Raw genomic sequence first — 13,283 nt, forward strand, 5'->3', positions numbered from 1 at the left:
GCGCACTCTTTAAAGGCCTGCATAAAGCCTGCCGCCGGGGTTAACCGCCGAGCGGTGTCGGATGCGGGTGCATCACCGCGCGCTGACGTTCCTCCTGGAGAAATTTCATGATGATCGGCGCCACCGCTTCGGCGCGGGTAATCAGGAACAGGTGGCCGTCGTCGATGATGTGCAGTTGCGCGTTGGGAATGCGCCAGGCGAGCATGCGCATGTTGATCAGCGGGATCAGCGGATCGTCATCGCCGGCCAGCACCAGCGTTGGCTGATGGATCTTGTGCAGCCAGTGAATGCTGGTCCAGCCGAGGCCGGCGAACAGTTGCCAGTAATAACCGAGCTTGCCCGCCGAACGCACTTTCGCCGCGTGGCTGGCCGCCAGCGTCGGGTCGCGACGGAACGAGCCGCCATAGATCAGCGGGGCGATACGGATCACGTGGGACGGCTGAATGTAGCGCCGCGGACTGGCCATCATCCACAGCACTTTTGGCTTGCCCGGCACCATTACTGCACCGGCCGCGGTCGCCGCGAGCACCAGTTTCTTGCAGCGCTCGGGGTAGTCGTAAGCGAACTGCTGCGCCAGTGCGCCGCCCCACGACACGCCGATGACGTTGACCTGGCCGTAGTCGAGGTAATCGAGCATCCGTGACGTCAGTTTGGCCAGCCCTGGAAAGCGATACGGCCGGTTCGGCGTCGAGGAACCGCCGACACCGGGCACGTCAAAGGCGATCACTTCCAGATCCGGGTCCAGCGCCGCGACAAACGGAAACACCAGCTCCAGGTTGGCGCCGATGCCGTTGAAAATCAGCAAGGGCGTCAAGTGAGGCTTGCCGGGGCGTACCGCCGTGCGGAGGGTCTGGCCATCCAGATCGACGGTACGGAATATGAACGGTTGCGGCATGCGTCAGGCCCTGTGGATTTAAATTCACCACACCCCGTGTAGGAGCTGCCGAAGGCTGCTCCTACACGGGGTGTGGTGGTGTCAGTTACCGCTCGTGAACGTATGTGCCCGGCGAGGCTTCACCGGCCGGGTACGCTTTGTTGCCCAGTTTCAGCGGGGCCTTTTTCAGGTTGCCCGAGCGCTCGGCCTGCCACGTCTGCCAGTACAGCCACCAGGAGTCGGTGTGCTTGGTCGAGTTCTCTTGCCACTCATCGGCATTGGCCGCCATTTCTTCGCCGGTCATGTAGCGCGATTTCGGGTTGCCCGGCGGGTTGAGAATGCTCTGGATATGCCCGCTGCTCGACAACACGAACTCGACCTTGCCACCAAACAACTGCGCCGACTTGTAGCAGGACTTCCACGGCGTGATGTGGTCGTTGGTGCCGGCCAGCGAGAAGATGTCGGCCGTGACCTGCTTGAGGTCGATCGGCGTGCCGCACACTTCCAGTGCATTCGGGCGGATCAGTGGGTTGTTTTTGAACATCTCGATCAGGTCGCCATGGAACGCGGCGGGCAGGCGGGTGGTGTCGTTGTTCCAGAACAGGATGTCGAACACCGGCGGCTCGTTGCCGAGCAGGTAGTTATTGACCCAGTAGTTCCAGATCAGATCGTTCGGGCGCATCCAGGCGAAAACCTTGGCCATGTCTTTGCCTTCCAGTACACCGGCCTGATAGGAGTGGCGCTTGGCGGTCTCCAGAGTCTGCTCGTCGACGAACAGGGCGACGTCGCTGTCCAGCGTCGTGTCGAGCACGCTGACCAGCAGCGTGAGGGCATTGACCTTCTTCTCGCCGATCGCTGCGTAGTGGCCGAGCAGGGCGGTGCAGGTGATGCCGCCGGAGCAGGCACCGAGCATGTTCACGTCTTTGCTGCCGGTGATCGCGGTGACCACGTCGACGGCTTCTTTCAGGGCATCGATGTACGTCGACAGGCCCCACTCGCGCTGGGCCTTGGTCGGGTTGCGCCAGCTGACGATAAACGTCTGCACGTTATTGCGCAGGCAGAAGCGCGCCAGACTCTTGTCCGGGCTCAAATCGAATACGTAGAACTTGTTGATCTGCGGCGGCACCACCAGCAATGGGCGCTCGTGGACTTGCTCGGTGATCGGCTTGTACTGGATCAGCTCCAGCACGTCGTTGCGAAACACCACCGCGCCTTCGGTCACGCCGAGGCTCTTGCCGACTTCGAACGCGCCCATGTTGACCTGGCTCGGCATGCCGCCGTTGTGCACCAGATCCTTGGCCAGATGCGAGAGGCCGTCGAGCAGGCTTTTGCCGCCGGTTTCGAAGAAGCGTTTGACTGCTGCGGGGTTGGCCGCCGTGTTGGTCGGGGCCATGGCTTCAGTCATCAGGTTGATGACAAAGTGGCCGCGCGCGATGTCTTTGGGTGACAGGCTGCTGTCATCGATCCAGGCATGAAGTTCCTTGCGCCACGCCAGGTAAGTTTGCAGATAACGTTTGTAGAGCGGGTTCTGGCTCCACGCAGGATCAGCGAAGCGACGGTCATCGCCTGCCGGTTGCAGTTCGGATTTGCCGAACAGCACGTTCTTCAGTTCGAGGCCGAAATGGGTGACGTGCCTGACACTATGGATCGGTTGTTTGATGGCCTGTTTCAGCACCATACGAGCAGAGGCCAGCAGATCCTTTCCGCGTAGCCCAACGACGGGATTAAGCCCCAGGGTGTTTTCCGAGGCTTGGTACTTCAGGTCATCGTTATTCTTGTTACTCATCTACGACGCTCCATTGTCCTGAGACGAGTACCCGGTTTTCTGCTGTGCAGTTCCACAGCCAATGCCAGGTACTACTGCTCGGGTGACCGTTAATTCTGCATAGCTGCTTTACAGTCGTAGAGCACTGCAGGGAACTTGCCAGCTCCATTGGTTACCCGAGTTTAATTTTTTTCGCAAGCAGGCCGATCCTCGGCCACACAGCAGAGCATTCAAACAGATGAATTTAGAAAATGCCCTCTAATGAGCGCAAGGCTCGGACTAGAGCATCAGCTTGACGATCGACTCGCTCGGGTCGCGGGTTTTTCCGGCGGCCTTGAGCTCGGCCAGATAATCGGCCCAGAGTGCGTCATAACGTCGCCCCAGCTCGTAGAGATAATCCCAGGTGAACAAGCCACTGTCGTGACCGTCGTCGAAGGTCAGTTTCAGTGCGTAGTGACCGGCCGGTTCCAGCTTGCTCAGACCAACGTTGAGCTTGCCGAATTGCAGGATCGGTTTGCCGTGGCCCTGGACTTCAGCGGAGGGCGAATGCACGCGCAGGAATTCGGCGGGCAAGGTGTATTCCTCACCGGACGCATAGGTAAGCGTCAGGGTTTTCGAGGCTTTGTGCAGTTTGATGTCGGTGGGGATCATGAGCAGGTATCCGTCTTGTGCGGAACCTTGTGGGAGCGAGCTTGCTCGCGAAAGCGGTGGTTCAGCCAACACAAAGGTTGAATGTAACGCCGTCTTCGCGAGCAGGCTCGCTCCCACAGTTCCATTACATCTGTAAGTATGGCTTACAGGATATAACGGGACAGGTCTTCGTTCTGCGCCAATTCGCCGAGGTGGCTGTTGACGTATTCGGCGTCGATCAGAATCGGCTTCTCATCGTGGGTGCTGGCCAGATCGCCGGCACTGAACGAAACCTCTTCGAGCAGACGCTCAAGCAGCGTGTGCAAGCGACGGGCACCGATGTTTTCGGTTTTCTCGTTGACCTGCCAGGCGATCTCCGCCAGACGCTTGATGCCTTCCGGCTGGAACTGGATGTTCAGGCCTTCGGTTTTCAGCAGCGCGCAATACTGCTCGGTCAGCGAGGCATGCGGTTCGCTGAGGATGCGTTCGAAGTCCGAAGGGCTCAGGGCCTTGAGTTCAACGCGGATCGGCAGACGACCTTGCAACTCAGGCACCAGATCGCTCGGCTTGCTCAGGTGGAACGCACCGGAGGCGATAAACAGGATGTGGTCGGTCTTGACCATGCCCAGTTTGGTGTTGACGGTGCAGCCTTCGATCAGCGGCAGCAGGTCGCGCTGCACGCCTTCACGGGACACATCGGCGCCGCCGACGTTGCCGCGCTTGGCGACTTTGTCGATCTCGTCGATGAACACGATGCCGTGCTGTTCAACCGCTTCCAGCGCTTTGGCTTTCAGCTCTTCTTCGTTGACCAGACGCCCGGCTTCTTCGTCGCGCACTAGCTTTAGCGCTTCTTTGACCTTGAGCTTGCGCGCCTTCTTCTTGCCCTTGCCCATGTTGGCGAACAAGGACTGCAACTGGTTGGTCATTTCTTCCATGCCGGGCGGCGTGGCGATTTCGATGCCGGCGACTTCGGCGACTTCGATTTCGATTTCCTTGTCATCCAGCTGACCTTCGCGCAGGCGCTTGCGGAACAGCTGGCGCGTGTTGGAATCGCTGCTTGGCGTTTCTTCATTGCTGAAGCCCATGCGCGCCGGCGGCAGCAGTGCGTCGAGGATACGATCCTCGGCAGCGTCTTCGGCGCGATGGCGAACGCGGGTCATTTCCTGCTCACGGAGCATCTTGATCGCGGCGTCGGCCAGATCACGGATGATCGATTCGACGTCACGACCGACGTAGCCGACTTCGGTGAACTTGGTCGCTTCGACCTTGATGAACGGCGCGTTGGCCAGTTTCGCCAGGCGACGGGCGATTTCGGTTTTACCGACACCGGTCGGGCCGATCATCAGGATATTTTTCGGGGTCACTTCAACACGCAGCTCTTCAGGCAGCTGCATGCGGCGCCAGCGGTTGCGCAGGGCAATCGCGACGGCGCGCTTGGCATCGTCCTGGCCGATGATGTGGCGGTTGAGTTCGTGGACGATTTCGCGGGGAGTCATGGACATAATAATTGACGGTCCTCAAGCAGAAACAAGCCGTGGCACAGGGCCGCGTCAGGCTTATTCAGCGAGATCCTGCTCCTCAATGGTCTGAGTGTGGTTGGTGAATACACAGATGTCGCCGGCGATACCGAGGGCGGTTTCGACGATTTCACGGGCCGACAGATCGGTCTTTTTCAGCAGGGCGCTGGCCGCGGCTTGCGCGTAGCCGCCGCCGGAACCCATGGCGATCAGGCCGTCTTCGGGCTCGACCACATCACCGTTGCCGGTAATGATCAGCGAGGCGTCCTTGTTGGCGACCGCGAGCATGGCTTCGAGGCGGCTCAGGGAGCGGTCGGTGCGCCATTCTTTGGCGAGTTCGACAGCGGCGCGCACCAGGTGGCCCTGATGTTTTTCAAGTTGGCCTTCGAAACGTTCGAAGAGGGTAAATGCGTCGGCGGTGGCACCGGCAAAACCGGCGATGACCTGGCCGTGGTACAGGCGACGGACTTTTTTCGCGTTGCCTTTCATCACGGTATTGCCGAGAGAAACCTGGCCGTCGCCGCCCATGACGACTTTGCCGTGACGGCGGACTGAAACGATGGTGGTCAAGGGAAGAGTCTCCACACAGCGGGGCGAAAGTGCCTTATGCCCATTCATATGGGGGTGCTGGAGAGGATTTCAACCGTAGCGCGGCAGAGGGGACGAGCGGCGTGTTGCACCTGATCGTTCCCACGCTCTGCGTGGGAATGCAGCCCGGGGACGCTCCGCGTCCCTTCACTGCTGGGACGCAGGGCGTCCCTTGAGGCGTTCCCACGCAGAGCGTGGGAACGATCGGCGGTGATCAGCGGCTCTGGCGTTGTTGTAACAACAGGTTGCTGAAGCCGGCGCCAGCCAGTTGTTTCTGTGCAGTAGTCAGTTGCTCACGGTTGCTGAACGGCCCGACCAAAACGCGATACCAGGTTTCATCCTTCACCGTGCCGGACTCAACCGCTACCGCCTGACCGAGCAGAATGATCTGCGCACGAACCTTGTCAGCATCGGTTTCCTTGCGGAACGAGCCGGCCTGCAAGAAGAACTTGGTTACCGGTGCCGCTTTGCTCACCGGCGGTGCTGGTGGCGGGGTAATCCCGGCCAACGCTGCCTGCGCGCGCGCGGTGTCGATCTTCGCCGCTTCCGCCGGGGTCACCGGCGTGGTCGGAATGGCCGGCACTTGTGGCGTCGGCAAGGTCTTCTCCGGGACGGCGTCCGGCGGCACGATCACTTCCGATTCCGGCAGCAGGGTGTAGAAGTCGTACTTCGGCTTCACCGGTTGCGTCGGGCTCGGCGGGGTCTTGTTGGCCTCGGCGATCTTCGACGCTTTCTGCTGTTGCGCCTGTTCGACTTTCTCGCGCTTGACCGTGTCGCTGCCCTTGCCCGGCTCCAGCTTCATCAGAAACACGATGAACGCGCCGACCGTGAGGCCGATGGCCATCCACAGCCAACCCGGAATCGGTTGCTTCGCAGGAGCTTGGTAACGGCTGGCGCCACGCTTGGGTGCAGGTTTTTTCTTGGCAGCCAACTTACATACGCTCCAGAGTTTCCAGACCCAACAGCTCCAGGCCTTGCTTGAGGGTGCGACCGGTCAACGCGGCCAGGCGCAGACGGCTCTGCATCTGGGCCGGGGTTTCGGCGGCGAGGATCGGGCAGTTCTCGTAGAAGCTGGAGAACAGACCGGCAACGTCGTACAGATAAGTGCAGAGAATGTGCGGCGTGCCTTTGTCGGACACGTTGTTCAGCACTTCGCCGAACTGCGCCAGTTTCGCCGCCAGCTCTTGCTCATGTGCGGCTTCCAGCACAATCTGGCCATCGACTTCGCTGAAGTCCTTGCCCAGTTTGCGGAACACGCCGGCGACGCGGGTGTAGGCGTAGAGCAGGTACGGTGCGGTGTTGCCTTCGAAGTTCAGCATCAGGTCGAAGTTGAAGCTGTAGTCGCTGGTGCGGTGCTTCGACAGGTCGGCGTATTTCACCGCGCCGATGCCGACGACTTTGGCGATGTTGCGCAGCTCGTCTTCGGCCAGTTCCGGGTTCTTCTCTTTCACCAGGTTGTAGGCGCGTTCCTGCGCTTCGGTGAGCAGATCGATCAGCTTCACGGTGCCGCCGTCACGTGTCTTGAACGGACGGCCATCGGCGCCGTTCATGGTGCCGAAGCCCATGTGTTCCATCTCCATCGGATGGGTGACGAAACCGGCCTTGCGCGCCACGGCGAAGACTTGCTGGAAGTGCAAGGCCTGACGCTGGTCGACGAAGTACAGCGCGCGATCGGCTTTCAGTTTGCCGCTGCGGTAGCGCACAGCCGCGAGGTCGGTGGTGGCGTACAGGTAACCGCCGTCAGCCTTGACGATGATCACCGGCAGCGGGTCGCCGTCGGCGTTCTTGAACTCGTCGAGGAACACGCACTGCGCGCCGTTGCTTTCGACCAGCATGCCGGCGGCTTTCAGATCGTTGACCACGTTGATCAGGTCGTCGTTGTAGGCGCTTTCGCCCATCACGTCGGCCATGGTCAGTTTGACGTTGAGCAGTTCGTAGATCTTCTGGCAGTGCGACAGCGAGATATCCTTGAACTTGGTCCACAGCGCCAGGCACTCGGCATCGCCGGCCTGCAGCTTGACCACCAGGCCACGAGCGCGGTCGGCGAATTCTGCGGATTCGTCGAAACGCTGCTTGGCGGCGCGGTAGAAGTTTTCCAGGTCCGACAGCTCATCGCTGGTGATCGGGTTTTCCTGCAGATACGCCATCAGCATGCCGAACTGGGTGCCCCAGTCGCCGACGTGGTTCTGACGGATCACTTCGTCGCCGAGGAATTCCAGTACGCGCGCCACGCCGTCGCCGATGATGGTCGAGCGCAAGTGGCCGACGTGCATCTCTTTGGCCAGGTTCGGTGCCGACAGGTCGACCACGGTGCGCTGCGCCGGGCCAGCCTTGCGCACGCCAATGTGAGCATCAGCCAGTGCGGCATCGAGGCGGTTGGCCAAGGCCTGGGTGTTCTGGAAGAAATTGATGAAGCCCGGGCCGGCGATTTCGGCCTTGGTGACGTTCTCGTCGGCAGGCAGTGCGGCAATGATTTTTTCCGCCAGGTCGCGCGGCTTCATGCCCGCAGGCTTGGCCAGCATCATGGCGATGTTGCTGGCGAAGTCGCCGTGGGTCTTATCACGGGCGTTCTCCACCTGGATCGCCGGCGACAGGCCTTCAGGCAACACACCTTCGTTGACGAGTTGGGTGAGGGCTTGTTGGATCAGCTGGCGAATGGTGTCTTTCATGGTCTTCTCTTTCGACCGCAAGCGCGGCGGGCGCATCGATGCGCGGGTGGAAAAACTGGGCATTATCCGTTGCGAAGACGGGCTTGCCAACCTTAGCAGGCAGCTTATGGATATGTGGTGACATTCAGATCAAAAGATCGCCGCCTGCGGCGGCTCCTACACGGGGATACGCATTTTCCTGTAGGAGCTGCCGAAGGCTGCGATCTTTCGATCTTCAATACAAATCGACGGGATCGACATCCAGCGACCAGCGCACCGCGCGCCCACTCGGCATCTGCTCCAGCACCAGCAACCAACTGGCCAGCAACCGATGCAGCGGCGCCCGCGCCGTCGCCTGCAACAACAACTGCGCGCGATAACGGCCAGCACGACGCTCCATCGGCGCCGGCACTGGCCCAAGCAGTTCAATCCCGCTCAGATTCTGCTCGGTCAGCAAGCGCTCGGCTTCGCTGCACGCTTCATCGAGAAAGCCTTCCGCTTGCCCCGGCTTGTGCGCTTCGGCACGCAGCAGTGCCAGATGCGCAAACGGCGGCAACCCGGCGGCGCGGCGCTCGCTCAAGGCCTGTTCGGCGAAGGCGAAATAGCCCTGTTCGGTGAGTTGCACCAATAAAGGATGGTCAGCGAGGTGTGTCTGGATAATCACCTTGCCCGGCTCTTCCGCTCGCCCGGCACGCCCGGCCACCTGCACGATCAGCTGCGCCATGCGCTCGCTGGCGCGGAAGTCGCCGGAGAACAGGCCTCCGTCAGCATCGAGGATCGACACCAGCGTCACCCTTGGAAAATGGTGCCCCTTGGCCAACATCTGCGTGCCGACCAGAATGCACGGCTGGCCCTTCTGGATCGTCGCGAACAGTTGATTCATCGCGTCCTTGCGCGACGTGCTGTCACGGTCGACGCGCAGCACCGGGTAGTCGGGGAATAGAATCGCCAGCCGTTCTTCGGCACGTTCAGTACCCGCGCCGACCGGGCGCAGATCGACCTTGTTGCACTTTGGGCACTGGCGCGGCGTGCGCTCGACGTAGCCACAGTGATGGCAACGCAGTTCGCCGTAGCGCTGGTGCACAGTCATCCGCGCATCGCAGCGCGAACACTCGGACATCCAGCCGCAGTCATGACACAACAGTGTCGGGGCGAAGCCGCGCCGGTTGAGGAACACCAGCACTTGCTGGCCGTTGGCGAGGGTCTGGCCGATGGCTTGCTGCATCGGCCCGGAAATACCGCTGTCCAGTGGACGGCTTTTCACATCCAGCCGCAGGAAGCGTGGCTGCTTGGCACCGCCAGCACGTTCATTCAGGCGTAGGAGGCCGTAACGGCCGGTGTAGGCGTTGTGCAGGCTTTCCAGCGATGGCGTCGCGGAACCGAGGACGATCGGGATGTTTTCCTGCCGCGCACGTACCAGCGCCAGATCGCGGGCGTGGTAGCGCAAACCTTCCTGCTGTTTATAAGAACCGTCGTGCTCTTCATCGATGATGATCAGCCCGGGGTTTTTCATCGGCGTGAACAGCGCTGAACGGGTACCGATAATAATGTCGGCCTCGCCATCGCGGGCGGCGAGCCAGGCGTCGAGGCGCTCGCGATCATTGACCGCCGAGTGCAGCAGAGCGATGCGCGCGTTGAAGCGCTGCTCGAAACGCGCCAGGGTCTGCGGGCCGAGGTTGATCTCCGGGATCAGCACCAGCGCCTGTTTGCCGGCTTCGAGGGTTTCGCGGATCAGTTGCAAATAGACTTCGGTCTTGCCGCTGCCGGTGACCCCGGCCAGGAGGAACGCGTGATAACTGTCGAACCCGGCACGGATCGCTTCGTAGGCGGCACGTTGCTCGGCGTTGAGTGGCAACTCCGGTTGTGCCAGCCAGTGTTCGTGACGCGCGCCCGGTGCGTGGCGGCGGATTTCCACCTGCACCAGATTTTTCGCCAGCAGCAGATCAAGGCTGTCCTTGCTCAGCATCAGTTTGCTCAGCAACTGATGGGCGACGCCGTGCGGGTGTTGAGCCAGCGTCGCCAGTGCTTCGCGCTGGCGCGGTGCGCGGGCGATGCGCGGATCATCAAGGCTGGCGCCGGGGACGATCGACCAGAAGCGCTCCTGTCGGGCCTCGGCCAGTTCGCCTTGGCGCAGCAGCACTGGCAGCGCCCAGCTCAGGGTGTCGCCGAGGCTGTGCTGATAATACTGCGACGTCCACAGGCACAGCTTGAACAGCGCCGGTGGCAGTGGCGCTGTGGCGTCGAGCAGGGCCAGTGCTGGTTTCAGTTTCTCCACCGGCACTTCGCTGGTGTCCGTGACCTCGACCAGAATCCCGATCATCTCGCGTCGACCGAACGGCACTCGCAGGCGCATGCCCGGCTGCAATTGCTCACGCAGCACACCGGCCGGGGCTCGATAGTCGAACAGGCGGCGCAAGGGTGAAGGCAGGGCGAGGCGCAGAATGGCGTCGGGCACGCGGGGGGATCTCTATAAACGGGCGGTATGGCTCGGCACATAACCTTGTAGGAGTGAGCCTGCTCGCGATAGCGGTCTGTCATTCAACATTTATGTCGTCTGAAATACCGCTCTCGCGAGCAGGCTCACTCCTACAAAGGAATCGCGTATTGGGCCGGGAGCCTAGCAGACGGTCGGTCTCGGTGACAGCTTGCGTGTTTGAAAAGGTCTGGTAGAATCCGCGGCCTAATTACGTGCGGTATTCAACAATAGTGTTGGGTGGCGGCACGCTAGCTGAGGAAGACACCATGAAAGCTGATATCCACCCGAATTACCCAGTCATCGCTGTTACCTGCAGCTGTGGCAACAAGTTCGAAACTCGTTCGACTTTCGGCAAAGCTCTGCCAATCGACGTTTGCAACGAATGCCACCCGTTCTACACCGGTAAGCAGAAGACTCTGGACACTGGCGGCCGCGTTCAGCGCTTCGCAGACCGTTTCGGTGCTTTCGGCAAGAAACCTGCTGCTGCAGAGTAAGGTTGAAGGGCCCGGTGGGCTTTTCCTCGTTGCTGAAAAAGGCGTCCCTCGCGGGCGCCTTTTTTGTGTCTGCGATTTGGCTATCCGGCGCGCAGGCCTTCTGTCCGGCGCCTGCGGGACTGGCCAGCGTCACCGTGCAGCGCGTGGTCGATGGCGACACGCTGCGCCTGAGCGACGGTCGCAGCGTACGCATGATCGGCCTCAACACGCCTGAGCTGGGCAGACAGGGCCGCAGCGACGAACCCTTCGCCGTGGCGGCACGCAAACGCCTGCAAGCGCTGGTCGATGCCAGCGGCGGACGTGTCGGTTTGCGCCCCGGCAAGCAAGCCAAAGACCATTACGGGCGTACGCTCGCGCATATTTACAGCACCAGCGGCGCCAATCTCGAAGCGCAAATGCTCGCCGATGGCCTCGGTTTCCAGGTCGCGGTTGCGCCGAATGTCGATCTTGTTGCCTGCCAGCAAGCCGCCGAACGCAGTGCGCGAAAGGCCGGGCTGGGCCTCTGGCGGCAATCACCTGTACTGAAAGCGGAGCAGATCCAGCGCTCGGGTTTCGCCGTGATCAGTGGGCGTGTGAGCAAGGTTCAGCGCAATCGAGGCGGAATCTGGATCGAGTTGCAGGACTCTCTTGTATTGCGCGTTGCTCCCAATCTGGTCAGACAATTCGACAATGCCCGTTTGCAGGCGCTCAAAGGCAAGCAGATCGAGGCTCGCGGCTGGATCGTCGATCGTTCGCGGCGCGGTGGGCTTCAATCCGGTCAGTCGCGGTGGTTGCTTCCGCTGACGGATCCTTCAATGTTGCAAACGCCGCGCTGAAGAAAAATTGTAGACATTTTTTCTGTCTATTGTGAACAGTCTAGCCCTTGTGCGCCGTGGCTCTTGGCCCAAAGTCGTAGGGCAGGGCGCTTGACAGGGGTGACCGCTCAGTCTTGTGGGGACTTTGCGAGGCGCGTATCCTCGCTGACCAGTCTGTCCAACAGTAAAAAGCGGAATGCCAAAATGTCTGATCTGAAAACTGCCGCTCTCGAATATCATGCCAATCCTCGTCCAGGGAAGCTGAGTGTCGAGCTCACCAAGGCCACTGCTACCGCTCGCGACTTGTCGCTGGCCTACAGCCCCGGCGTAGCTGAACCAGTGCGTGAGATCGCTCGCGATCCTGAACTGGCCTACAAATACACCGGCAAGGGCAACCTGGTTGCAGTCATTTCCGATGGCACCGCGATTCTCGGTCTGGGCAACCTCGGCCCATTGGCTTCCAAGCCAGTAATGGAAGGTAAAGGCGTACTGTTCAAGCGCTTCGCCGGCATCGACGTTTTCGACATCGAAGTCGACTCCGAAAGCCCGCAAGCCTTCATCGATACCGTAAAACGCATCTCCATCACTTTCGGTGGTATCAACCTGGAAGACATCAAGGCACCCGAGTGCTTTGAGATCGAACGTGCTCTGATTGAGCAGTGCGACATTCCGGTATTCCACGATGACCAGCACGGCACCGCGATCGTGACCGCTGCGGGCATGATCAACGCCCTGGAAATCGCTGGCAAAACCCTGCCAGAAGCGAAAATCGTCTGCCTGGGCGCCGGCGCTGCCGCCATCTCCTGCATGAAACTGCTGGTGAGCATGGGCGCACGCATCGAAAACATCTTCATGGTTGACCGTACCGGTGTGATCCACTCCGGCCGTGACGACCTGAACCAGTACAAAGCGGTATTCGCTCACGCCACCGAGAAGCGCAGCCTGGCTGACGCACTGGCAGGCGCTGATGTGTTCGTCGGTCTGTCCGGTCCGAACCTGCTGAGCGCTGAAGGCCTGCTGTCGATGGCGGCCAACCCGATCGTGTTCGCCTGCTCGAACCCGGATCCGGAAATCTCCCCGGAGCTGGCGCACGCTACCCGTAGCGACGTGATCATGGCCACCGGCCGTTCGGACTACCCGAACCAGGTCAACAACGTGCTGGGCTTCCCGTTCATCTTCCGAGGAGCCCTGGACGTTCGCGCCAAGCGCATCAACGAAGAAATGAAAGTGGCTGCCGCCAACGCCCTGCGTGAACTGGCCAAGCTGCCTGTTCCTCAGGACGTGTGCGATGCCTACGGTGGTGCTCCGCTGGAATTCGGCCGTGAGTACATCATTCCGAAGCCAATGGACAAGCGCCTGATCACCCTGATCTCCGACGCTGTGGCCAAAGCCGCGATCGAGACCGGTGTGGCGACTCTGCCGTATCCGAAGAACTACCCGCTGAAAAGCGTGGATGACGTGTTCAACGGCTAAGCCGTTGTAGCGCTTCAAACGAAA

General features: G+C 60.8%; 12 protein-coding genes. 4 read left to right on the forward strand and 8 right to left on the reverse strand.

The features are described from left to right. Positions 1-40 precede the first annotated feature (40 nt). The 7 genes from phaZ to argS form a co-directional block, all read right to left on the reverse strand. Positions 41-895 carry a poly(3-hydroxyalkanoate) depolymerase gene (gene phaZ / locus LOY43_RS01935; RefSeq protein ID WP_034152967.1) on the reverse strand — a complete coding sequence of 285 codons (855 nt, stop codon included), beginning with the start codon at positions 893-895 and terminating at the stop codon, positions 41-43. An 85-nt stretch (positions 896-980) separates the two neighbouring features. Further along, positions 981-2,660, reverse strand: a complete 1,680-nt coding sequence (gene phaC / locus LOY43_RS01940) for a class II poly(R)-hydroxyalkanoic acid synthase (RefSeq protein ID WP_258709121.1) — start codon at positions 2,658-2,660, stop codon at positions 981-983. Positions 2,661-2,918: 258 nt separating this feature from the next. Then, on the reverse strand, positions 2,919-3,290 hold the full coding sequence (locus tag LOY43_RS01945) for a gamma-butyrobetaine hydroxylase-like domain-containing protein (RefSeq protein ID WP_108224330.1): 372 nt from the start codon (positions 3,288-3,290) through the stop codon (positions 2,919-2,921). A gap of 143 nt (positions 3,291-3,433) precedes the next feature. Then, positions 3,434-4,771 carry an ATP-dependent protease ATPase subunit HslU gene (gene hslU / locus LOY43_RS01950; protein ID WP_220557399.1) on the reverse strand — a complete coding sequence of 446 codons (1,338 nt, stop codon included), beginning with the start codon at positions 4,769-4,771 and terminating at the stop codon, positions 3,434-3,436. Between the two features lie 54 nt (positions 4,772-4,825). Beyond that, positions 4,826-5,356, reverse strand: a complete 531-nt coding sequence (hslV, locus tag LOY43_RS01955; RefSeq protein ID WP_016984593.1) for an ATP-dependent protease subunit HslV — start codon at positions 5,354-5,356, stop codon at positions 4,826-4,828. Positions 5,357-5,588: 232 nt separating this feature from the next. Next, complete coding sequence (locus LOY43_RS01960) at positions 5,589-6,305, reverse strand: SPOR domain-containing protein (RefSeq protein ID WP_007909385.1); 717 nt, start codon at positions 6,303-6,305, stop codon at positions 5,589-5,591. A gap of 1 nt (position 6,306) precedes the next feature. Continuing rightward, a complete protein-coding gene (gene argS / locus LOY43_RS01965) occupies positions 6,307-8,043 on the reverse strand; it encodes an arginine--tRNA ligase (protein WP_095047202.1) in 1,737 nt (578 codons plus the stop codon). On the opposite strand from argS, the gene LOY43_RS01970 reads away from it, so the two are divergent. Beyond that, positions 8,042-8,164 carry a hypothetical protein gene (locus tag LOY43_RS01970; protein WP_256579857.1) on the forward strand — a complete coding sequence of 41 codons (123 nt, stop codon included), beginning with the start codon at positions 8,042-8,044 and terminating at the stop codon, positions 8,162-8,164. The genes argS and LOY43_RS01970 overlap by 2 nt on opposite strands. A 93-nt stretch (positions 8,165-8,257) precedes the next feature. Here the strand turns inward: LOY43_RS01970 and LOY43_RS01975 are convergent, their stop codons facing one another. Beyond that, positions 8,258-10,477, reverse strand: a complete 2,220-nt coding sequence (locus LOY43_RS01975; protein ID WP_258709122.1) for a primosomal protein N' — start codon at positions 10,475-10,477, stop codon at positions 8,258-8,260. 287 nt (positions 10,478-10,764) lie between these two features. Here LOY43_RS01975 and rpmE point away from each other — a divergent pair, with 287 nt between their 5' ends. The 3 genes from rpmE to LOY43_RS01990 all read left to right on the forward strand — a co-directional run bounded on the left by rpmE (position 10,765) and on the right by LOY43_RS01990 (position 13,259). After that, on the forward strand, positions 10,765-10,992 hold the full coding sequence (rpmE, locus tag LOY43_RS01980) for a 50S ribosomal protein L31 (RefSeq protein WP_016984589.1): 228 nt from the start codon (positions 10,765-10,767) through the stop codon (positions 10,990-10,992). 14 nt (positions 10,993-11,006) lie between these two features. Then, a complete protein-coding gene (locus LOY43_RS01985; RefSeq protein ID WP_095047411.1) occupies positions 11,007-11,807 on the forward strand; it encodes a thermonuclease family protein in 801 nt (266 codons plus the stop codon). Positions 11,808-11,990: 183 nt separating this feature from the next. Further along, positions 11,991-13,259, forward strand: a complete 1,269-nt coding sequence (locus LOY43_RS01990) for a malic enzyme-like NAD(P)-binding protein (protein ID WP_090280412.1) — start codon at positions 11,991-11,993, stop codon at positions 13,257-13,259. The last annotated feature ends 24 nt before the right edge of the window (positions 13,260-13,283 follow it).

Origin of the sequence: Pseudomonas sp. B21-041, from assembly GCF_024748675.1 — a bacterium.
Taxonomy (GTDB): domain Bacteria; phylum Pseudomonadota; class Gammaproteobacteria; order Pseudomonadales; family Pseudomonadaceae; genus Aquipseudomonas; species Aquipseudomonas neuropathica.